The 21,715-nt window shown below is 37.3% G+C and carries 18 protein-coding genes and 1 pseudogene; 13 read left to right on the top strand and 6 right to left on the bottom strand.

Annotated features, from left to right (window positions below):
• Positions 1-74: 74 nt before the first annotated feature.
• From lon to KO495_RS11260, 3 genes are all read left to right on the top strand, one after another.
• Positions 75-2,423 carry an endopeptidase La gene (gene lon, locus KO495_RS11270; protein WP_215980515.1) on the top strand — a complete coding sequence of 783 codons (2,349 nt, stop codon included), beginning with the start codon at positions 75-77 and terminating at the stop codon, positions 2,421-2,423.
• A gap of 301 nt (positions 2,424-2,724) precedes the next feature.
• Positions 2,725-2,997 carry a nucleoid-associated protein HU-beta gene (gene hupB, locus KO495_RS11265; protein ID WP_215980514.1) on the top strand — a complete coding sequence of 91 codons (273 nt, stop codon included), beginning with the start codon at positions 2,725-2,727 and terminating at the stop codon, positions 2,995-2,997.
• 195 nt (positions 2,998-3,192) lie between these two features.
• On the top strand, positions 3,193-5,100 hold the full coding sequence (locus tag KO495_RS11260) for a SurA N-terminal domain-containing protein (protein WP_215980513.1): 1,908 nt from the start codon (positions 3,193-3,195) through the stop codon (positions 5,098-5,100).
• A 121-nt stretch (positions 5,101-5,221) separates the two neighbouring features.
• Here KO495_RS11260 and KO495_RS11255 read toward each other — a convergent pair whose 3' ends face one another.
• The 6 genes from KO495_RS11255 to pspF are packed head-to-tail and all read right to left on the bottom strand — an operon-like array spanning position 5,222 to position 11,701.
• A complete protein-coding gene (locus KO495_RS11255; RefSeq protein WP_215980512.1) occupies positions 5,222-6,004 on the bottom strand; it encodes an ATP-binding cassette domain-containing protein in 783 nt (260 codons plus the stop codon).
• Between the two features lies 1 nt (position 6,005).
• Positions 6,006-7,010, bottom strand: coding sequence for an oligopeptide/dipeptide ABC transporter ATP-binding protein (locus KO495_RS11250; RefSeq protein WP_215980511.1), 1,005 nt, complete (start codon positions 7,008-7,010; stop codon positions 6,006-6,008).
• Positions 7,010-7,903 (bottom strand): ABC transporter permease subunit, encoded by an 894-nt coding sequence (locus KO495_RS11245; RefSeq protein WP_215980510.1) that lies wholly within the window; start codon positions 7,901-7,903, stop codon positions 7,010-7,012. Before KO495_RS11245 ends, KO495_RS11250 begins: the two co-directional genes overlap by 1 nt.
• Positions 7,893-8,921, bottom strand: a complete 1,029-nt coding sequence (locus KO495_RS11240) for an ABC transporter permease subunit (RefSeq protein WP_215980509.1) — start codon at positions 8,919-8,921, stop codon at positions 7,893-7,895. The genes KO495_RS11245 and KO495_RS11240 overlap by 11 nt, the downstream gene beginning before the upstream one ends.
• A 1-nt stretch (position 8,922) precedes the next feature.
• A complete protein-coding gene (locus KO495_RS11235; RefSeq protein WP_215980508.1) occupies positions 8,923-10,599 on the bottom strand; it encodes an ABC transporter substrate-binding protein in 1,677 nt (558 codons plus the stop codon).
• Positions 10,589-11,701 carry a phage shock protein operon transcriptional activator gene (gene pspF / locus KO495_RS11230; RefSeq protein WP_215980507.1) on the bottom strand — a complete coding sequence of 371 codons (1,113 nt, stop codon included), beginning with the start codon at positions 11,699-11,701 and terminating at the stop codon, positions 10,589-10,591. Before pspF ends, KO495_RS11235 begins: the two co-directional genes overlap by 11 nt.
• Positions 11,702-11,984: 283 nt before the next feature.
• On the opposite strand from pspF, the gene pspA reads away from it, so the two are divergent.
• The 10 genes and pseudogenes from pspA to maiA all read left to right on the top strand — a co-directional run bounded on the left by pspA (position 11,985) and on the right by maiA (position 21,650).
• Positions 11,985-12,647, top strand: coding sequence for a phage shock protein PspA (pspA, locus tag KO495_RS11225; RefSeq protein ID WP_215980506.1), 663 nt, complete (start codon positions 11,985-11,987; stop codon positions 12,645-12,647).
• Between the two features lie 113 nt (positions 12,648-12,760).
• Complete coding sequence (pspB, locus tag KO495_RS11220; protein ID WP_215980505.1) at positions 12,761-12,988, top strand: envelope stress response membrane protein PspB; 228 nt, start codon at positions 12,761-12,763, stop codon at positions 12,986-12,988.
• Complete coding sequence (gene pspC, locus KO495_RS11215) at positions 12,985-13,431, top strand: envelope stress response membrane protein PspC (RefSeq protein WP_215980504.1); 447 nt, start codon at positions 12,985-12,987, stop codon at positions 13,429-13,431. Before pspB ends, pspC begins: the two co-directional genes overlap by 4 nt.
• A 327-nt stretch (positions 13,432-13,758) precedes the next feature.
• The gene (locus tag KO495_RS11210; protein ID WP_215980503.1) at positions 13,759-15,255 is read left to right on the top strand and encodes a YcjX family protein; all 1,497 of its coding nucleotides are present in this window, start codon (positions 13,759-13,761) and stop codon (positions 15,253-15,255) included.
• Positions 15,256-15,293: 38 nt separating this feature from the next.
• A complete protein-coding gene (locus tag KO495_RS11205; RefSeq protein WP_215980502.1) occupies positions 15,294-16,385 on the top strand; it encodes a TIGR01620 family protein in 1,092 nt (363 codons plus the stop codon).
• Positions 16,386-16,811: 426 nt separating this feature from the next.
• Positions 16,812-17,630 (top strand): annotated as a pseudogene (phhA, locus tag KO495_RS11200) (phenylalanine 4-monooxygenase); the annotation flags it as partial.
• Positions 17,631-17,691: 61 nt separating this feature from the next.
• Positions 17,692-18,039: a 4a-hydroxytetrahydrobiopterin dehydratase gene (locus KO495_RS11195; RefSeq protein ID WP_215980500.1), complete on the top strand. Its 348-nt coding sequence runs from the start codon at positions 17,692-17,694 to the stop codon at positions 18,037-18,039.
• Between the two features lie 144 nt (positions 18,040-18,183).
• Complete coding sequence (gene tyrR / locus KO495_RS11190) at positions 18,184-19,734, top strand: transcriptional regulator TyrR (RefSeq protein ID WP_215980499.1); 1,551 nt, start codon at positions 18,184-18,186, stop codon at positions 19,732-19,734.
• A gap of 148 nt (positions 19,735-19,882) precedes the next feature.
• A complete protein-coding gene (locus tag KO495_RS11185; protein ID WP_215980498.1) occupies positions 19,883-20,872 on the top strand; it encodes a fumarylacetoacetate hydrolase family protein in 990 nt (329 codons plus the stop codon).
• Positions 20,873-21,011: 139 nt separating this feature from the next.
• The gene (gene maiA, locus KO495_RS11180; protein WP_215980497.1) at positions 21,012-21,650 is read left to right on the top strand and encodes a maleylacetoacetate isomerase; all 639 of its coding nucleotides are present in this window, start codon (positions 21,012-21,014) and stop codon (positions 21,648-21,650) included.
• Positions 21,651-21,715 lie beyond the last annotated feature (65 nt).

Genomic DNA, 21,715 nt, shown 5'->3' with positions numbered 1-21,715 from the left:
TTGTTGAAAGTATTCATACATACCCCATATAGTTTTTATAGTTTTTAATTTTTACCTTCCTATAAGAGTAGCCAATGAGCAAAGAATTATCTGATGTAGTTGAGATACCCGTTTTAGCCTTAAGAGATGTTGTTGTTTATCCACAAATGGTTATCCCGTTATTTGTTGGCCGAGAAAAGTCTATTCGTTGTTTAGATTTAGCGATGGAAAACGACAAGCAAGTATTTCTTGTTGCTCAAAAAGATGCGGCTATCGATGACCCACAAGCTGAAGACGTTTACCAAACAGGTACAGTTGCCACCATTTTACAAATGCTAAAACTACCTGATGGCACTGTTAAAGTGCTAGTTGAAGGCGTGCAGCGTGCTAAAGTGATTGATTTTGTTGAAACAGTAGAATACTTCAGTGCTAATGTTGAATATGTAACTAGTATCAGTCAGGAAACTGATGATATTGAAGTATTAATACGCTCAGCAATTTCTCAGTTTGAAGGTTACGTAAAGCTTAATAAAAAAATACCACCAGAAGTGCTAACGTCTGTTTCAGGTATTGATGATGCAGAGCAGCTTGCTGATACCATGGCGGCACATATGCCATTAAAGCTAGCAGAAAAGCAGAAGGTACTAGAAATCACTGATGTTAATGTGCGTTTAGAGCATTTAATGACATTAATGGAAAGTGAAATAGATTTACTGCAAGTTGAGAAAAAAATCCGTACGCGTGTTAAAAAGCAAATGGAAAAAAGTCAGCGTGAGTATTACTTAAATGAGCAAATGAAAGCTATTCAAAAAGAGCTCAATGACGGTGATGAAACCCCTGATGAACTAGATCAAATGGCTAAGCGTATTGAAGAAGCGCAAATGCCAAAAGAAGCAAAAGATAAAACTTTAGCGGAGCTACAAAAGCTTAAAATGATGTCACCGATGTCAGCAGAAGCAACTGTTGTTCGTAGTTATATTGATTGCATGATTAATGTGCCATGGAAAAAGCGTAGCAAATTAAAGCGTAATTTAGCACTGGCACAAGAAATACTAGATAAAGACCACTACGGTTTAGATAAAGTTAAAGAACGTATCTTAGAGTACTTAGCCGTTCAACAACGTGTTAGCCAACTCAAAGGGCCTATTTTATGCTTAGTGGGACCTCCTGGCGTGGGTAAAACCTCTTTAGGGCAATCTATAGCAAAATCTACAGGCCGTAAGTATGTACGTATGGCATTAGGTGGTGTTAGAGATGAAGCTGAAATACGTGGGCATCGACGTACCTATATTGGCTCTTTACCGGGCAAGTTAATTCAAAAAATATCAAAAGTAGGAGTTAAGAACCCATTATTCTTACTTGATGAAATTGATAAGATGGCCTCAGATATGCGTGGCGATCCGGCTTCAGCGCTATTAGAAGTCTTAGATCCAGAGCAGAATACCAGCTTCAATGATCACTATTTAGAAGTGGACTATGACTTGTCTGATGTGATGTTTGTTGCTACATCAAACAGCATGGATATTCCCGGACCATTACTTGATCGTATGGAAGTTATTCGCCTTTCAGGTTACACCGAAGATGAAAAGCTTAATATTGCTAAAAACCATTTAGTGAATAAACAGATAGAACGTAATGGCTTAAAACCTAAAGAAATTACCATTGATGATAGCGCCTTAATAGGTATCATTCGCTATTACACTCGTGAAGCGGGTGTGCGTAGTCTAGAGCGTGAAATCTCAAAATTATGCCGAAAAGCGGTGAAGCAAATATTACTCGATAAGAAAGTTAAAACAGTCACAATCAATCAAGATAACTTAAATGAGTTTTTAGGTGTACAACGTTTTGATTATGGTAAAGCAGACGATGAGAACCGTGTTGGTTTAGTTACAGGGTTAGCTTGGACGCAAGTAGGCGGTGAACTATTGACTATTGAAACAGCCTCAGTACCAGGTAAAGGTAAATTAACTTATACCGGCTCTTTAGGTGATGTAATGCAAGAGTCTATTCAAGCAGCGATGACTGTGGTTAGAAGTCGAACAGAAAAGCTGCGAATTAATAATGACTTTTATGAAAAGCGTGATATTCATGTGCATGTTCCTGAAGGTGCAACACCAAAAGATGGGCCTAGTGCTGGTATTGGCATGTGTACCGCTTTAGTTTCTAGCTTAACAGGTAACCCTGTGAAAGCAGATGTTGCGATGACAGGTGAAATAACATTACGTGGTGAAGTATTGGCTATTGGTGGTTTAAAAGAGAAGCTTTTAGCTGCTCACCGCGGTGGCATTAAAACCGTTATTATTCCGCATGAGAATGAGCGAGACTTACAAGAAATACCAGAAAATGTAAAAAATGAATTGTCTATTCATCCTGTTAAGTGGATTGATGAGGTTTTAGCATTGGCGCTTGAAAATGATATTGAAAAATTCAAAATAGGTAAGTAACTTGCTTAATGCTTAGCCTTTTTTGTTGATTTTTTTCAAAAAAGGCTAAAAAAGTAAAAAAAATCATAAAAAAATGCAATTATTGCTTTTCAAACGCTGAAACTATGGTAAGTTAACTACGCTTATGACGCTAGACCCCTTATACACTCTATAATGTGGTAATAAAAAGAGGGATATCTGGAAGAGTAACTTTTTTCTAAACTCGACGCTTGATGTTGCCAGACAAACAATATATTTGTTTTCTGCAACCATTTTACTAAAAGGATAGCGTTGTATAATAACAATTGAAGGGGTATACACTGTGAATAAATCTCAACTAATCGAGAAAATTGCTGCTGGTGCAGACATCTCTAAAGCTGCAGCTGGTCGTGCATTAGATTCGTTTATCGGCGCTGTTACTGAAGAATTACAAAGTGGCGAGCAAGTTGCTTTAGTTGGTTTTGGTACTTTCTCTGTACGTGATCGTGCAGCACGTACTGGACGTAACCCTCAAACGGGTGCAACGATTGAAATCGCTGCGGCTAAAATCCCATCTTTTAAAGCGGGTAAAGCCTTAAAAGACGCTTGTAACTAATCTTATAAAATTTTTTATAAAGCAAGCTTTGATAAAAAAACCACCTATTTGGTGGTTTTTTTTGTTTTGAGTAAAATAAAATAGCGAATTATTTGTATTTAATTGAGGTTGTGCTTCAAGCTAAGCCAGCTATCTGATAAAATCGCGAGAACTAAAATTAAGCCTAGTCTTTTGAGGCGTAAGTAAGAGAGAAAAATGTTAGAAGATATTCGTGAAAAATCGCAGGGATTGACTGCCAAAATTATTCTTGGTTTGATTATCTTAACCTTTGCTGTCGCAGGTGTTGGTAGCTATACCAACTCAGTAGATACATCTGTTGCTACAGTGAATGGTGAAGCTATCACTCAACAAGACTTCAATAAAGCTTATCAAGCGCAACGTAACCGTATGGCACAACAGTTTGGTGAAATGTTTGAAACATTATCAAATGATGAAAGTTATATGGCGAACTTTCGCCAAGGTGTTGTAGATAACTTGATTAATGAAAAATTAATTGATCAAAGTAGTCAGTCATTGGCTATTCGTGTGTCGGATGAACGCCTGAAAGAAACAATTCGTCAAATGCCTGAATTTCAGGTGGATGGTGTTTTTGATAATAATCGCTACTTAGCTATTATCAATCAAGCGGGTTTTTATCAGTCTTCAAGTTTTAGAGATTACCTACGTACTGAAATGACTCGCCGTCAATTAAGTCAAGCATTAGTTGGAACAGAGTTTAACTTACCGTACCAAGAAAAAATGCAGCAAGCATTACAGTCTCAAACTCGTGATATTCGCTTCGCACAAGTTGCAGCAGAGCAATTTAAAGCCGGTATTGAAGTATCAGATGAAGAAGTAAAAACATACTTTTTAAATAATCAATCTCGCTTTGAAAATAAAGAGCAAGTTAAAGTAGATTACATTACTTTAAATGTTGAAGATATTGCGAAAACTATTACGATTTCTGATGAAGAATTAAAGGCTTATTATCAAGACCATATTGCAATGTTTACACAAAGTGAACAGCGTCGAATTTCACATATTCTAATTGAGTTTGGTGATGATGAAGCATTAGCTGAAATTAAAGCACAAGATATCGTTAACCGTTTAAACCAAGGTGAAGATTTCTCAGATTTAGCCAAAGCATTATCTACAGATACTTTTAGTGCTGAAAATGGCGGCGATCTTGAATGGTTAGAGTTAGGTGTCATGGGAGACGTCTTTGATGAAGCAGCTTTAGCACTAAGTAACGTTAATGACATTAGCTCATTAGTTAAGTCAGATTTCGGTTTTCATATCATCAAGCTCACAGATCTTAAAGAGGAAGTTGTACAAGACTTTGATGATGTTCAAGAAGAGCTAAGCGCAAAAGTTAGTCATGATAAAGCACAAGATAGGTTTTTTGACTTACAACAAGAAATGTCGCGTATTAGCTTTGAATACCCTGATAGCTTAGAAGATGCCGCTCATGCTGTGAATGCTGTAGTTCGTACTTCATCTTGGTTATCTCGTACGGGTAATGTTGCACCTTTTGATCAGGAAAAAGTCATTAATGAAGCTTTTTCTGACGTGGTCTTAAAAGAAAACTTAAACTCAGATATTATAGAAGTAAACGATAATATGGCTATTGTTTTACGTTTAAATACTTACCAAGAAGCGAATGTTAAGCCAATTGCTGAGGTTGAAGATGAAATTAAAGCAATACTTGTGGCTCAAAAAGCAACGGATAAAGCACAAAGCACTGTTGATGCATTACTAGCTAGTCTACAACAAGGTAATGATATTAGTGAGCAGTTAACGACGTTAAATGCAGAGTTTGTTGAACAAGCCAATGTAGCTCGCTATAGCCCTCAAATAGACCAAAGCATTACACGTGCAGCGTTCGTATTACCTCACCCAACAGATAGCGTAATATCTGCTTCTACGGTTGCATTAAGTAACGGTGACTTAGCGTTAGTACAAGTGAATAGTGTTCAAGTTAATGAAGCACCGGTAAGTCCTAACTTAGCGCAAGAGCAAACGTCGCAATTAGCACAGTCAGCATACCAAAGTTATGTTAACTCGTTAAAAGTTGATGCTAAAATAACACGTAAAGCGGTTGCTGAGCCAAGCTCTGTATACTAATGAGTTAACGAAGTGTGCTTAGCACTTTGATTAATTATAAAAAAAGCTACTTAGGTAGCTTTTTTTATATCTTTTTTCTAAGACAAATATGCTGAAATAAATATTAAGTCATCGCTTTCAGCTATTTATGTGTCAATTGGAAATTTTGACTCATCATTAATTTCTTGGTCACTTTATGCTTAGGGTGCTTAATCACGTCAATGGTTTTACCTGCCTCGACTACTTTACCTTTTGACATTACCATAACGTCATCACTGAAGTGGCGTACTGTACCTAAATTGTGAGAAATTAAAATATAAGCGAGTCCCATTTGCTGTTGAAGATCGAGCAGCAGGTTTATCATTTGAGAGCGGAGTGATGGATCTAATGATGCTAACGCTTCATCTAAAATAATAACTTGGGGCTGTAAGATAATTGCTCTAGCAAGCGATATACGCTGTTTTTGTCCACCGGAAAACATATGAGGATAAAAGTTCATATGGTCACCTAGTAAGCCCACTTTTTGTAAAGTAGTCCTTATAAGTTGTTTGCGTTGTGCTTCATCAAACTGAGTGTTTATTTTAAGTGGTTCATCAAGCAGCTCTTCCACAGTTAAACTTGGGTTGAGTGTTGTTCCAGAGTCTTGAAATATCATACGAATGTATTGACATCGTTGCTTAAAACTTTGTTCCTTTAATCGCTGACCATTTAAATAAATGCTACCACTACTTGGTGTTTCTGCGCCAACCAGTATTTTAGCTAAGGTTGACTTACCAGAGCCAGCTTCACCGACTATTGCTAAGGTTTTTTTACTTTCTATAGTAAATGAAATCGGTGAAAGGGCGGTAAATTGTTGTTTGTGATACCAGTAGCCTTTTAGCTTAAATGATTTACTAATGTCTTTAACATCTAATAGCGTCGTCATATTAGTAATTATCTTTTCTAAGTGAAGTGGTTAAAGGAAAGTGGCAGCTCACCTTATGTCCATGAAAGTTGTTTACCTTTGGCGCTGTTACACATGCTTGTTGCGCTCGAGGACAACGAGGGCCTAAGCGACAGCCTATAGGTAAATGATTTAAAATAGGAATACTGCCAGGTAGTGCCATTAAACGTGATTTAGCGGGTAGTTGTAAGTTTGCATTAGGGCTGCTATCAACTAGCGCACGTGTATAAGGGTGCATAGGCTTAGCAAATATTTGCTCGGTTGTACCGGCTTCAACAAACTGTCCGCTGTACATGACCGTGATGGTATTAGTCCAGTGAGTAATGTTTTCTAGATCATGGCTAATTAATAAGATAGACATGTTTTTAAGTTGATTTAAACTGGCAAGTAGCCTAAATATTTGTCCTTCATTGGTACTTTCCATTGCAGCGGTGGGCTCGTCAGCAATCAGTAATATAGGCTTTCTGGCAAGTGCCATAGCTATCATTACGCGTTGGCAAATGGCTTCAGTTAATTGGTGCGGGTAACTCTTAATACAGATATTATGTTTCTTAATGCCAACTTTATGTAAAAGCTTAATAACGGCTTCTTTACGCTGTTTTCTTTTTTGCCAAAAAAAACCTTTAAACTGTTTAGTGTCAAGTACTTCATTAAGCTGCTCACCTATTGACGTTGTGGGATCTAAACAACTCATCGGCTCTTGAAATATCATCGCGATATCGCGACATAATATTTGTTTTCTTTCTTCGATTGAAAGGCGTAATAAGTCAATGCCGCGCCAATGAAATCGGTCCGCATTGACATGCCACTTATCTTCTAAGACCCCTATAATCGCTTGTGCTAGTAATGATTTTCCTGAGCCTGATTCACCAACAACCCCTCTAACTTCCCCTTCTTTAATTGAAAGACTGACTCGGTCAACGGCTAATATATTACCGTTGGGAGTTTTCAGCTCTATTGATAAATTTCTAATATCAAGTAGGTTCATTAATTCTCTCTTCGCACTTTAAGCGCATGACGAATACCTTCGCCAACTAAGTTGGTGGCAACCACTGCAAATAGTATTGCCAAGCCGGGCAAATAAACTGTCCATGGTGCAATATAAAAACGCTCTACGCCATTAGCTAGAATAGCGCCCCACTCAGGTAAAGGGATTTGTGCTCCCAAGCCAAGAAAGCCTAAGGTGGCAATATCAAGGATAGCGGCTGATTGCGCGAGAGTTGCTTGGCTCATTATACGTTCAACAATATTAGGAAATACTGAGTAATAAAGCACTCTAAATGGGCTTGCGCCATCAAGTCTTGAAGCCAGTACATAATCTTTTCTAAACTCTTCTTTAACTGCGTAGCGAGTAATATGAATAAATTGCGGAATAAGCACAATAACGATTGCCCAAACTGTATTGGCGATACCAGGTCCCAAAATAGCGACAATAATAATCGCTAGCAACAGTGAGGGAATAGATAAAACCACATCAAGAAAATGGTTTAAAAAGCTTGATTTAAGACCTTTTGTTAAGGCTGATAGTGAGCCAATAACTACGCCAACCACTAATGAAATAAGTACAACGACAAAGCTTAAACCAAAAGTAAGTGAAGTGCCGTACATTAAGCGAGATAGCATATCGCGCCCTAACTCGTCAGTGCCCAGTAGATAACTTACATTACCGTTATCGTGCCAAGCAGGAGGTAGCAATATCATTTCTAAATTGCCCTCTACAGGCGAGTAGGGCGCTAAAAGAGGAGAAAATATGGCTAAGAAAACAAGAAAAATGAAACAACCAAAGCCTAGCATGGCAACAGGAGTTCTTCTAAATATTATCCACAGCTGAATAAATGGTGAGGGGAATACCTCCTCAGTATAGGTTTTTTCACGAGCCATATTTATTACCTCGTGCTAATGGGTTAAGTGCGGCATAAATAAAGTCAGTTAAAATGTGAACAATAAAAATAAAGCAAGATAAAACGAGCAATCCACTTTGAATGGCGGTGTAATCACGTTGATAAATACTTTCAATTAACCAGCGACCAATTCCAGGCCAGCTAAAAATAACCTCTGTTACCATGGCAATGGTTATTAAATTAGCAAACTGTAACCCGACATGACGGATGATCTTTATTAAGGCATTACGGGTTGCGTGACGAAAAATAATTTGTGAAAAGCTAAGTCCTTTTGATTTGGCTGCTCTAATGTAACTTGTTGCCAACACCTCTATCATTGCAGCACGTGATAAGCGTACAAAAATGGTTGTTGGGGCTACGGCAATAACGCAAGCGGGTAAAATAATATGAGCTAATGCGTTGTTAAGTGCTTGCCATTTGTAAGGGCTGTCGCTGAGGAGAATATCAATAAATTGAAAGCCAGTAACAAACTCTATTTCAAATAGTAAGCTTATTCTACCTGCGGAAGGTAGCCAGCCTAGCCCTATTGAAAAGAATAAAATAGCAAGCAAACCAAGCCAAAAAACAGGAATAGAATAACCTAACATTGAAACGGCTAATATCACGTTGTCAGTCGTTTTATTATGCTTGATTGCAGCGATAAAACCCAAAGGGATACCAATAGCCATGGCAATCAGCAAAGCAACAAGACTTAACTCCATAGTTGCGGGTAAGAGTTTTATTATTTCATGACTAATTGGTGATTGGCTTGCCATTGATAGCCCTAAATCACCTTGTAAAACATGCCTGAGGTAAGCCAAATATTGCTCAATAATATTATTATCGTGTTGATAGTAATGATTAAGCTGTGTTAGCTCACTGGAGCTGGCATTTAATTGACCCGAAAGGTTAATAATATTATCGCCAGGGAATAAAAAGCTTAAGCTAAAAGACAACATGGTTAGCATTAGCATAGTAAATATAAACAGGCTGATTCGGCGAAGTGTAAATATTAGCATGTTAATTCGATTGCTCTACAGGTAACGACTTAGTCGCTTTTACTTTACCATTAATTGTCTTAAGCGGTATGTTTTTGTTTACAGAATAAAAATTAATACCACCAAAGTGAGGAAGAATTTCCCCAATAATATTCGCCCCTCGCGCTTGATAGCGTCTGGAGTGGGCAATAGGTAATAATGGCATCTCTTCATTAACAATTAACATGGCTTCTTTGTAGTAAGCTTTTCTTTTAGTAACATTCGTGGTTTGTAGTGCTTTTTGAATGAGCTCATCATAAGCTGCGTTACACCAAAAGGTACGGTTGTTTCCAGTATTGGTTGCAGAACAACTTAAAATAGGTGTAAAAAAGTTATCGGGATCGGGGTGATCAGCTGACCAACCTAATAGAAAAGTTTGATGTTCAGACATTGCTAAACGACGTAAGAATGTAGCCCACTCATAGCTAGTAATATTAACGTTAACATTGAGCTTTTTGAGATCTGCTTGAATAAGTTTTGCCATAGTCACAGCGTTAGGATTATAAGAACGCTGAACAGGCATTGCCCATATATCCATATCAAAACCATCAGGGTAGCCTGCTAAGTCAAGTAAAGCCTTTGCTTTTGCTAAATCATACTCAGGTGAGGGAATAGCTTCATTAAAAGCCCAAGAACTTTCCGGTAAAATAGATTTAGCTAAGGTAGCTTCAGAGCTATAGACAGTATCAATAAGTGCTTGTCGGTTAATTGCTAAACTAACCGCTTGACGTACCAGCTTATTGTCAAACGGTGGTTTTTTGGTGTTAAAGCCGAAGTAACCAATATTAAGTGCTGTCATTGACTCTAACTGTAGATCTTTACGATCTCTAATTTTTTGATGTGCTATAGGGTAACTACTGACATCGCACTCGCGAGCAAGTAGTTTAGTGAGTCTACTGGTCTTACTTGGTGTTATGTCATAAACCAACTGTTCTATTTGCGCCTTCCCTTGCCAGTAACCTTCATGGCGATAATAACGGATAAGTGAGCCAACACGGTATTCCTTTAACTTAAAAGGCCCGGTACCAATAGGTAGGGTATCAATTTCATGTGGTTTATTTAATTTACTTAATTGTTGCCCATATTCGGCTGACAGTATTACGGCAAAGTCAGTGGCTAAGTTAGCCAGAAAAGAGCTATCACTACGCCTTAAATTGAATCGTACGGTATGGTCATTTATTTTTTCAATACTCTCAACAAGTGAATTAAATTCAACACTTTGAAAAAAAGGGTAGTTGCCACCTGAAACATAATGATAAGGGTGTGTTGTCTCTAATATTCGATTAAAACTGAAAATTACATCATCAGCATTCAATAAGCGTGTTGGTGTGAAGTTATCGGTTTGATGAAAGGTTACATCCTTGCGTAAATAAAAGGTTATTTTTTTACCGTCACGGGTCATATGCCATGATTTTGCTAAAGCAGGGGATATAGTGTTGTCTTCACCATGATAAGCTATTAAGCGATCGTAGAGCTGGTGCGATGTTGCATCAATAGTAGTGCCAGAGGTAATTAACTGAGGGTTAAATGTTTCTGGAGAGCCTTCAGAGCAATAAATAATGCTGCGCTCATCTAACGATATTTTATCTGAGTCACTACAACCACTGAGCAGTGTTATAATTAGCCCGAAAAAAAAACAAGGGGTTGATTTAGTTTTCATCAGTAATACTACCATCAAGTAAATTATACTTTTTTAGATAACCTCTTAATTGATGATAGGTTAACTCAAGCGCATCAGCAGTTTTTTTCTGATTAAATTGACAATGTGCCAATGCGGATTGAATTATTTCTATTTCATATTGTTGAGAAAGTGACTTCAGTGATTGCGGAAATTGATTACTTGATACAGTTGATGATTTATGTGCTAACAGTGCATGGTCTTGATTACTTTCAATAGTACTGTCTGTAGTTATTACTTGCTCTTTTACCGGCGAACTAGTGGTAACCCTATCATTAGTTTTCACTTGTTGGCTCGGTCTAAAGGGAGAATCAAAAGGATCTATAATTAACTCATGTACAGGTAAATGAGGATTATTAGAGCGGTAAACACTACGTTCCACTACATTTTTAAGTTCACGAATGTTACCAGGCCAATGATAGTCAAGTAAGCTACGTTTGGCTTTTTCAGTAAAGCCACTGAATAATTCAAATTCTAATTCTCGCGCCATATTTACGGCAAAATGCTCAGCGAGCATTAAAATATCTTCAAGGCGCTCGCGTAAAGGAGGCAGGGTAATAACATCAAAGGCTAATCTATCGAGTAAGTCGGCTCTAAATTGCCCAGATTCGGCTAATGAGGGTAAGTCTTCATTAGTTGCAGCAATTAACCTAACATCGGTTGTTATTGGGCGTGAACCGCCAACGCGTTCAAACTCTCCATATTCAACAACACGTAATAGCTTTTCTTGAATAAGTCCTGAGGTATTCGCTATTTCATCGAGAAATAAAGTACCTTTGTCTGCACGCTCAAACCGACCTTCATGGCGCTTAGTAGCACCCGTAAAAGCGCCACTGTCGTAACCAAACAGCTCAGTTTCAAGTAAATTCTCATTTAATGCGGCACAATTTAGCTTTAAGTAACTTTGTTCCCAACGCTTTGATAAATAATGTAAACGCGCAGCAACCAGCTCTTTACCTGTACCACGCTCACCAATAATGAGCACAGGTTTACTTAATGGTGCTATTTGCGAAATTTGTTCTAATACTTCAAGAAAGCTATTAGACTGCCCGAGAAGATTATCTTGCTGTTTAAAACGTGACATAGCGGCACTTAAATTTGGTTTATTTCACTAATAAGTAGTGTATTTTATTAATGGTCATCATTAAAGTATTTTTTTGATTAAGTTAAAAAGAACGATAAATCAACGCGTTATATTTATTAATAAAGTTGGCGTAAAAAGTGAATAACTCATTGCTGTAACCTTAGTGAGTTACTTTGTTAATAGGTTATCTTACTAAGTGGTACAAAATATTAATTACGATAAAGCCGATTCGCCTTTTCTTATGATAAGCCGGCGATATTAAAGCATAAAAGAGGATGTAGTTATGGGTATTTTTTCAAGATTCACCGATATTATTAATTCTAATATTAATAATTTATTAGATAAAGCAGAAGATCCAAAGAAGATGGTGCGTTTAATCATTCAAGAAATGGAAGATACCTTAGTTGAAGTACGCTCAAGCTCAGCCAAAACTATTGCGGATAAAAAAGAGTTAGCGCGCCAAGTAACTCACTTTGAAAAAGAAGCGACACAATGGCAAGACAAGGCAGAGCTTGCATTAAGTAAAGATCGTGAAGATTTAGCGCGTGCTGCTTTAATGGAAAAGAAAAAATGTAGTGAAAGTGCTACAGCACTTATCGACGAATTAGCGCATGTTGATGAGCATATTGCTAAATTACAAAATGAAGTGGTGCAATTACAAGAAAAGCTAAACGATGCTAAATCGCGCCAAAAAGCGATGTTAATTCGTGAAAATACCGCGAGCTCTCGTTTAAAGGTTAAAGAAAACATTCACAGTACGCGTGTTAATGATGCACTAAACCGATTTGATCATTATGAACGTAAAATTGATGGTATTGAGGCACAAGTCGACTCATACGATGTTGGCAGTAAATCATTAGCGAGTGAAATTGCTGAGTTAGAGACCGATGCTAAAGTTGATGACGAATTAGCACAATTAAAAGAAAAAATGAAAAAATCTAAGTAAATTACCGCCAATTAATGCTGATTTAACGACGCCTTTAGGGAATTTGAGTAAATTTATCATTATATGAGTTGCTTAAACTAAAGGTGAAATAGCAAAATGAAGGAGATGTTATTGTGGAAGAATTAATTGTCGCGCCGGTAATTATATTTTTAGTTATTGTTGCCCCTATTTGGTTAATTTTACATTACCGAAGTAAAAAGCAAGTAAGCCAAGGGCTAAGTCAAGAAGAGTATATTCAGTTATCCGAATTGTCAGAAATGGCCGATCAGATGAGTGATAGAATTCAAACCCTTGAAGCTATTTTAGATGCGGAGACACCTAATTGGAGGTCTAAACTATGAGTAAAAAACGCTCAGAATTATACCGTAATCCAAGTAAAGGGAAAATAGCCGGTGTCTGTGCAGGAATTGCAGACTACTTTGGTTGGGAAATTTGGTTAGTACGTATTTTAGTTGTTTCAGGCGTTCTTTTTGGTATGCCGTTTTTGATTTTCATCTATATTGCGGGCTGGTTTATATTAGATAAAGCGCCAAACAATCCACATAAAATGGAACAAGGTGGCTTTGAAAGTAGCCGATATCAGCAACGCAGTAATAACGATGATGATATTAGTCATGAAACTATTAAAGTGAAAGGGCGAGTATGGCAATCAGGAGAGCCACCTCAACAGGCTTTTTATGATATTAGTCGTAAGTTTAAACAGCTTGAACGTAAATTACAGGTTATGGAGCAGTACGTAACTTCACCTGAATTTACGGTATCTCGTGAAATTAATAAGCTTTAGTTTTTATTCATTGTCATTATAGATGTAATACAAGTCGGGTGAATGCTGTCAAACGCTAATTTATTGATATATTAAGGTTACCTTCCTCAAGAAAGTAGCCTTTTTTAAGAGCATAGCCTTTTATATACAAAGCAATACATCAACAACCCCCTGCTAAGATATAATTAAGATGCAACTTATGTATTTACAGAAAAATTCAATTAACGTATTGTTTCAGTTATTATTTTAAATCTTAATATTGTTTAATTTGTTGATTGAATTAACTAGGTAGCCATAATGGTTAGTTGATTTATTGATGTTTTATTCAATTTAACTAAGTGCTTAGCTATGACCTCCTCAAATAAATCATCAAAACATCGTGGGTTGTTTAATCCTAAACGCATAGATAAGTTAAAAAACAAAACGGCAGAGTTACTAAATCGTTCTATCGACCAACATATTAACCTTGCAGTAACGGGCTTAAGTCGTAGTGGGAAAACTGCTTTTATTACTTCGTTAGTTAATCAGCTTATTAACGAAGGGCAGGGCAGTCAGCTCAGTTTTTTTGATCCTGTACAGCAAGGAAACTTTATTGCGGCTAAGCGTATTCCACAAAAGCACTTTCGTGTTCCTCGGTTTGATTATGATAGCAGTATTAGCTCACTCACAGCGTTGCCAGCACACTGGCCAGAGCCAACGCATGGTATTAGTGAATTAAGACTTGCCATAAGGTATCAGCCAAAAACGTCACTATTAAAGTATGTAAAAGATATGGCTACTTTAACGGTAGATATAACCGACTACCCAGGTGAGTGGTTACTTGATTTACCTATGCTTAAGCAAACGTACCAACAGTGGTCCGAGTTTACCTGTGAGTTATTATCTTCTAAGCCACGGTTAGACAGTAGCCAAAAGTTTTTAGATAAAGTCGCCGAAATTGACCCCTTTGCCCCTGCAAATGAAGAAGTATTAGCCGAATTATCAAAAGAGTATACTCAATTACTGCACACATTTAGGCATGAATTAGGTTTGTCTGTTATTCAACCTGGACGTTTTATTTTGCCTGGGGAGCTAGCTGGAGCGCCAATTTTAGAGTTTTTTCCTTTCCCTGCTTTAGCCGAACTTGATGGTAATGACTACCAAAATGCTAGTGACGATAGTGTTATCGGTATGCTCAGAGCCCGTTACTTAGAATATAAGGAGCATGTGGTACGGAAATTCTACCGCCAACACTTTGTTAAGTTCGATCGGCAAATTGTTTTAGCTGATTGTTTAACACCACTGAATAACGGTAAAGAGAGCTTTCAAGACTTAGAACAAGCAATTAGTATGATTCTCGAAAGTTATAGTTACGGAAAATCAGGGCTATTCTCGCGGATTTTTTCACCCAAAATAGATAAACTACTTTTTGCCGCTACTAAAGCTGATCATGTTACCCCAGAGCAACATGCACCTATGGTTTCCTTATTTAACGAGTTAATTCATCAGAGTAAAAATAAACTAAACTTTGAAGCTGTTGAAGTTCAAACCCTCGCAATAGCTTCGGTTAGAACAACACAAGTTGGTAGTACTACTCATCAAGGAAAAACAGTTCCGGTATTACAAGGCACTGTTTTAGATAACAATAACAATAGAGATAAAAAATCACAGCCACCAACAGGGAAGAATATTATGGTTTTTCCTGGCTCTGTACCTGAGAAGCTTCCACAAGAAAGTTATTGGCAACAAAATAAATTTAACTTTTTTAACTTTTCGCCTATTGGGGGAACAAGCAAAAATGAAAGCTTACCCCATATTCGAATGGATCAAGTATTACAGTTTTTATTAGCGGATAAAATGCTCTAGCAATAGAGAAATTAAAAGCTAACAATAAGGTAAGCAGTATGACAAGCACTAAAAAAGAAGATGTTCACCAACAGCAAGTGTTATTTGATGAGCCAGAAATTACGGCGGCGGCAGACGAATCAATTAACGAGCAAATCATTTTTCAAGATAATGAATCTTTTGTGTTATCTGACAATAATACGAATGCTTACGATACTCGCACCGAGTTAACTAATGCAACATCACTATTAAGTGATGATGCAACGCTCCATAGTACTAAAAAAAATAGTAAGTCGTGGCTTTGGCGAGTAATAGCAGGGTTATTTGTTACGATTGTAGTCATTGAAGCAAGCCTGTTTTTTATTTCTGGTTTTTCAAGCTCGCCTATTATGACCAGTTTTTATGCGGCACTTTTAGCGTGTTTGTCTGTGGTTGGTATCAGAAGCTTGTGGCGAGAATTGTTAGGGTTAAAGCACTTTAATGCACAGCAAAAAGTACAAAAGCAAGCCGCGTACTTATTGACACATGAAGACGCTTCAAGCAAAGCAGCTGAAGCTTTTTGCCAAAACATTACTGAAAGCTTACCTTGCGATATTGCTTTTAGTAATGAACAAGAAAAAAAGGCATGGCTAAACGCGGTCGATGCAAACCATAATACACAAGAGCTATTGCAGGTATATTCACGTGTGGTACTTAGTAAAGTTGATGAAAAAGCCTTAAATGAAGTGACTAAGTTTTCAACTGAGGCGGTTGTGTTGGTTGCTCTAAGTCCTATTGCGATTATAGATATGTTAATCATGCTATCGCGTAATTTACGTATGATAAATAAAGTTGCCGGCCTTTATGGACTAAAACTTGGCTATTGGAGTCGTATTAAGTTAATTAAACAGGTTTTTGTTAATATGGCTTATGCAGGAGCAAGCGAAATTATCAGTGACTTGGGGAGTGATTTACTTGGCGCTGAGTTACTCGGAAAATTATCAACGCGTTTTGCGCAAGGTTTAGGTGCAGGTATGCTGACAGCACGCTTAGGTGTTAAAACAATGCAGCTTTGTCGTCCAATTCCTTTTGATGATAAACCTAAACTATCGAGTGTACGTAAAAAACTGGTTAGCCAAATTAAAACCTTAATCTCTCCTAAAAATAAATAACTTAACTGTTTGAGTTTATTTAAATAATCGATGCTTGCGTAAATTAAATGTTTTTTACTATTTTTTATAAACTTAAATCATTGCGCTAGTATCACTTTCCTTCCTTTTTAAATAGCATTGAATGATAAATTTTTGAGCATTAGTCCCACTTTAATACTGACGTAACCACAAGTGTAATTATCTCTGTAACTTTTTTTTTACAAGTATTCATTTTGTTTGTTTTTTGACCGTGTGACGTTGCATTCTTTTATTTCACGCCTTGGCATACTATGAAGACAGTCTCGTTTGCGTGATCAAACGTAGAAGTTGTTTAACGCTAATATCTTTAATCGGTAAATATTAACGTGAGAGCAATAACACTAAATATAACAAAAATAATAAATAACCTGATCTTAGGTTAAATAACGATTATAAGAATTCAATTATAGAAAGGTTAATACAATGGCAAAAGGAACAAATTATGTATCTCGCGTTCCAGATGAAGCAGGGAACATTCAATGGTCAGATGAAGAAAATAGCATTTGGCAAGAGTTAATCACAAGACAGTTAGCTTATATTGAAGGTAAAGCATGTGATGAATATCACGAAGGGCTTGCTAAGTTAAATTTACCGCTAGAGCGTATTCCGCAGCTAGAAGAGGTTAGCCAAGTTATTAGAAAAGAAACTGGATGGGAGTGCTACCCTGTACCAGCATTGATTGGTTTTGGTGAGTTTTTTCGATTGCTTTCAGAGAAAAAATTTCCTGTCGCGACCTTTATTCGTAGTCGCGAAGAAATGGATTACTTACAAGAGCCTGATATTTTTCATGAAATTTTTGGTCATTGCCCATTATTAACCAATCCTTCTTTTGCTAACTATACTGAGGCGTATGGAAAAATGGGCTTGAATGCGAGTAAAGAGCAACGTGTTTTTTTAGCAAGGCTATATTGGTTTACCATTGAGTTTGGTTTACTTGATACACCTAAAGGTTTGCGTATTTATGGTGGCGGTGTACTTTCTTCACCAGGCGAAACTGACTACGCTATGACTAACCAAGAGGTAGAGCGTAAAGCGTTTGATATTCTTGATGTTTTAAGAACGCCATACCGCATTGACATTATGCAGCCTGTTTATTACATGCTCTCAAAGGTTTCTGATTTAGATAATATTAGAAAGTTTGAAGTAGATGAAATTATGGAATTGGTTGCTAAGGCACAAATGTTAGGGTTACACCCAGCAAAATTCCCTGAGAAACAAGCGAGCTAGAAGCTTACTTAAATAACAAATAAAATTGATTGATAAAATACATAATAGTTGAGGAAAAAAGATGAGTACAACAGACACACTAGCAAAACAAGTATGTGAAGCTTGCCATGTAGATGCGCCGAAAGTAACAGATGAAGAATTAAAAGTACTAATTGGCCAAATCCCTGATTGGGTACCTCAAGTGCGTGATAATGTGATGATGTTAGAGCGAGAGTATAAATTTAAAAATTATAAACTAGCGTGGGCATTTGCGAATCAAGTTTCTGAGTTAGCTGAGGCTGAATTTCATCATCCCTCTATTTTATTAGAGTGGGGAAAGGTTACTGTAACATGGTGGACACACTCTATTGGTGGTTTACATAAAAATGACTTTATTTGTGCAGCTAAAACAGATCAGTTAACACAATAATATCGTAAATAACAAAATCATCAGTAGCACTAATTTGAGAATAAAATCTTATCAAAATGTAATTGGATACAGGTTGTGCTTTATTCTTGTAAAAATTAGTTTACAATAGCCCTTTTACTCTTCAATTGTGTATAAGGGCTAGCAATGCGCTTGGAAATTACTTGTCATGACCGTGTTGGCATGGGTCAAAAAGTATTAGGTATTTTTGTTGAACACGGTATTAACGTTCGAGGTATTGAATTAAAACAGCCTGGACGTATTTATATTAATATTCCTGATTTAGAATTCTCCGATTTACAAACCTTTATGCCGCAATTACGCTTAATTGAAGGGGTAGGTGACGTAAAAACAGCTCCTTACATGCCGTCTGAGCGTGAAAGAAACGAGCTATCTACATTAATTAGAACTTTTCCCGACCCGTTTATCTCTATTGACTCTAAAGGCAATATTCGCCTGGCGAACACTATCGCCTCTAATATCCTTGGTTTGAGCGAAGATAATTTAGTAGGGCAACATATTAGTTTATGGCTTAAGGGCTTCAATATTACTCGCTGGCTAGATAGTGGTGATGTGCTAGCACAAACACGCCGTTTGAAATTTAATGGCGATGACTTCGTTGCTGATATTATGCCAATCCATGTAACCGATGAAAGCAACAAACAGGTGCTTGCTGGCGCAGTACTTATCTTAAAGTCTGAAGCACGTTTAGGTCAGCAAATTAGTGCTTTTAAACAGCCAAATGATAATACGTTTAATGGTATACAAGCTGCTTCGAGTGCAATGCGTAAAGTTATACGAGAAGCTAAACGCATGTCTTCACTTGATTCTTCTATTTTAATTATGGGAGAAACCGGTACCGGTAAAGAAGTACTTGCTAAAGCTTGTCATGGCGCAAGTGAAAGATCTGAGCATGCATTTATGACGTTAAATTGTGGCGCGCTACCTGATGACGTGGCTGAGTCTGAACTATTTGGTGTTGGCGAAAAAGATAAAGAAAACAGTAAGCGAGGTATTTTTGAATTAGCCGATGGTGGTACTGTTTTTCTAGATGAAATTGGTGAAATGTCACCTAAGTTACAAAGTAAACTATTGCGTGTTATTCAAAATGGTAGCTTTAGACGCGTAGATTCTGAATTAGAAGTCACAGTAAACGTTAAAATTATTAGCTCTACCAATAAAGATTTATTGCACTTAGTTTCTATTGGCGAGTTTAGAGAAGATTTATATTATCGATTAAATGTATTTGGTCTTTCATTGCCACCATTAAGAGAGCGCCGTAGCGATATCTTGCCATTAGCTGAATGTTTTATTAATAAGGCCGCGCAGCAAATAGGGCGTACACATCTGTCATTAAGTGCTGAATGTCGAGACTTTGTTGAGCATTACCCGTGGCCAGGTAATATTCGCCAATTAGAAAATGTACTAACACGCGCAGCTTCATTACTTGAAGGTAATGAAATTGAGATCAGTCATTTACAGTTGCCTGCCTATACACGCGAACATGGCTATTTAGAGCAAGAGTTTGAAGGAACACTTGATGCGGCCGTCAAAAGCTTTGAGGCTGACTTGTTACGCAAGCTATATCCTGCTTACCCAAGCACGAGACAACTTGCGAAAAAACTTGGCTTAAGTCATACCGCTATTGCGAATAAATTACGTGAATACGATATTAATAAAAAGACGGTAAAAATATAACGTTACGTGTTTTTTTGTGTAATCCTAGCCGTAAAGAAATTGTTCCGTAGAATAATCACTAAGCTGCTAGGATAATTTGGTAGTTATTAAAAAAATTCGTACCATACTTTCATCTGATATTTCCTGTTATAACGAACAAGGTTTGATAATGAAATTAGCAACACTTAAAAATAATACCCGTGATGGTCAACTTGTTGTAGTTAACCGTGCATTAACCCAAGCTGTCGTAGTAAATGATATAGCATCAACGTTACAAGCTGCGCTTGATAACTGGGTTGATATCGCACCTCAATTAGAAAATGTTTACCAAGCACTAAACAATGGTGAATTAACTAATACCTTAGCGTTTGAACAAGCTGAATGTGAGTCGCCTTTACCTCGAGCATATCAATGGGCTGATGGTAGCGCGTATGTAAATCATGTTGAGTTAGTACGTAAAGCGCGTAATGCTGAAATGCCTGAAACATTCTGGACAGATCCACTAATGTATCAAGGTGGCTCAGATGCCTTTATTGGTCCTCGTGATGATATTAATGTTGCTAGCGAAGACTTCGGTATTGATTTTGAGTCAGAAGTTGCGGTTATTACTGACGATGTTCCTATGGGGGCATCACCCGAGCAAGCTGCAAGTCACATTAAACTATTAATGTTAGTGAATGATGTATCATTACGTAACCTTATTCCTGGTGAACTAGCAAAAGGCTTTGGCTTTTTTGCTTCAAAACCATCAAGCGCTTTTTCACCAGTAGCAGTAACACCTGATGAACTAGGTCAAGCATGGGATGGTAAAAAGCTACACTTACCACTGATTACCCATTTAAATAGTGATTTATTTGGTAAGCCAAATTGTGGTGTTGATATGACTTTTGACTTCCCAACCATTGTTGCTCATGCGGCACAAACACGCCCTTTATCAGCAGGCTGTGTTATTGGCTCAGGGACTATTTCAAACTACGATCGTTCTGTTGGCTCAAGCTGTTTGGCTGAAATTCGTATGTTAGAAATTATTGCCGATGGTAAGCCAAGTACGCCATTTATGAGTTTTGGTGATAGTGTAAGAATTGAAATGCTTGATGAAGATGGTTTAAGTATTTTCGGTGCTATTGACCAAAAAGTAGTTGAGTATAAAGCGAGTTAATTTACTCACTCACCAGTCACGTTTTTTAATCTATTGAATTAAAAAACGCTATGCTAATTAAGTCCTCCTTGATACCTCAGGCTGAATTTAATTAGCATTTTTTTTATAAATAAACGTTATAAAATTAAAAGGAAATACAATGAAACTGTATGGTTATTGGCGTTCAACCGCAGCATATAGAGTACGTATTGCTCTATTTTTAAAAGAGATAGAGTTTGACTCAATCTCGGTTCATTTAGTTAATAATGGCGGTGAGCAACATTTACCCGATTATAGTCAACTTAACCCAACACATTTAGTGCCGACGCTGGTTGATGGTGACTTTCATTTAAATCAATCATTAGCAATTATCGACTACTTAGAAAGTAGCTACAAAGGCGCGTCGCTTTACCCGAGTTGTTTAAAAGCTCGCGCTAAAGTACAAGCACTGGCATTAGATATTGCTTGTGAAATACATCCTTTAAATAACTTGCGAGTTCAGCAGTATCTAGCCAATCAACTTGCGGTAGATAATATAGCCAAACAGCAATGGGTTGAACACTGGATGAGTAAGGGCTTTGCCGCTATAGAGGCACAATTACAACAAAGTGCAGGGGCTTTTTGCTTTGCAGATCAGGTAACTGTTGCGGACATTTGTTTAGTGGCTCAAGTTTATAATGCTCACCGTTTTAACGTAGATATGAGTGCTTTTCCAACGATTAACCGTATTGTTGCACACTGTAATACGTTACCTGCATTTATTCAGGCATTGCCTGAAAACCAACCTGATGCACAATAATAAATTTAGAGGCTTAGTGTAGGGGCTGTTGATCTTTCGCGGTTAACTTTTGTTCGAGATAAAAG

The sequence above is a fragment of the Colwellia sp. D2M02 genome (assembly GCF_018860755.1).
Lineage (GTDB): Bacteria > Pseudomonadota > Gammaproteobacteria > Enterobacterales > Alteromonadaceae > Colwellia > Colwellia asteriadis.
The sequence above is the reverse complement of the archived record's forward strand: the minus strand, read 5'-3'. Positions and strand labels throughout refer to the sequence as shown.

What these genes read in the sequence shown, in the direction of transcription:
- lon (WP_215980515.1), top strand. Translation starts at nt 75, where the DNA reads ATGAGCAAAGAATTATCTGATGTAGTTGAGATACCCGTTTTAGCCTTA.
- KO495_RS11260 (WP_215980513.1), top strand. Translation starts at nt 3,193, where the DNA reads ATGTTAGAAGATATTCGTGAAAAATCGCAGGGATTGACTGCCAAAATT.
- KO495_RS11255 (WP_215980512.1), bottom strand. Translation starts at nt 6,004, where the DNA reads ATGACGACGCTATTAGATGTTAAAGACATTAGTAAATCATTTAAGCTA.
- KO495_RS11250 (WP_215980511.1), bottom strand. Translation starts at nt 7,010, where the DNA reads ATGAACCTACTTGATATTAGAAATTTATCAATAGAGCTGAAAACTCCC.
- KO495_RS11245 (WP_215980510.1), bottom strand. Translation starts at nt 7,903, where the DNA reads ATGGCTCGTGAAAAAACCTATACTGAGGAGGTATTCCCCTCACCATTT.
- KO495_RS11240 (WP_215980509.1), bottom strand. Translation starts at nt 8,921, where the DNA reads ATGCTAATATTTACACTTCGCCGAATCAGCCTGTTTATATTTACTATG.
- KO495_RS11235 (WP_215980508.1), bottom strand. Translation starts at nt 10,599, where the DNA reads ATGAAAACTAAATCAACCCCTTGTTTTTTTTTCGGGCTAATTATAACA.
- pspF (WP_215980507.1), bottom strand. Translation starts at nt 11,701, where the DNA reads ATGTCACGTTTTAAACAGCAAGATAATCTTCTCGGGCAGTCTAATAGC.
- pspA (WP_215980506.1), top strand. Translation starts at nt 11,985, where the DNA reads ATGGGTATTTTTTCAAGATTCACCGATATTATTAATTCTAATATTAAT.
- pspC (WP_215980504.1), top strand. Translation starts at nt 12,985, where the DNA reads ATGAGTAAAAAACGCTCAGAATTATACCGTAATCCAAGTAAAGGGAAA.
- KO495_RS11210 (WP_215980503.1), top strand. Translation starts at nt 13,759, where the DNA reads ATGACCTCCTCAAATAAATCATCAAAACATCGTGGGTTGTTTAATCCT.
- KO495_RS11205 (WP_215980502.1), top strand. Translation starts at nt 15,294, where the DNA reads ATGACAAGCACTAAAAAAGAAGATGTTCACCAACAGCAAGTGTTATTT.
- KO495_RS11195 (WP_215980500.1), top strand. Translation starts at nt 17,692, where the DNA reads ATGAGTACAACAGACACACTAGCAAAACAAGTATGTGAAGCTTGCCAT.
- tyrR (WP_215980499.1), top strand. Translation starts at nt 18,184, where the DNA reads ATGCGCTTGGAAATTACTTGTCATGACCGTGTTGGCATGGGTCAAAAA.
- KO495_RS11185 (WP_215980498.1), top strand. Translation starts at nt 19,883, where the DNA reads ATGAAATTAGCAACACTTAAAAATAATACCCGTGATGGTCAACTTGTT.
- maiA (WP_215980497.1), top strand. Translation starts at nt 21,012, where the DNA reads ATGAAACTGTATGGTTATTGGCGTTCAACCGCAGCATATAGAGTACGT.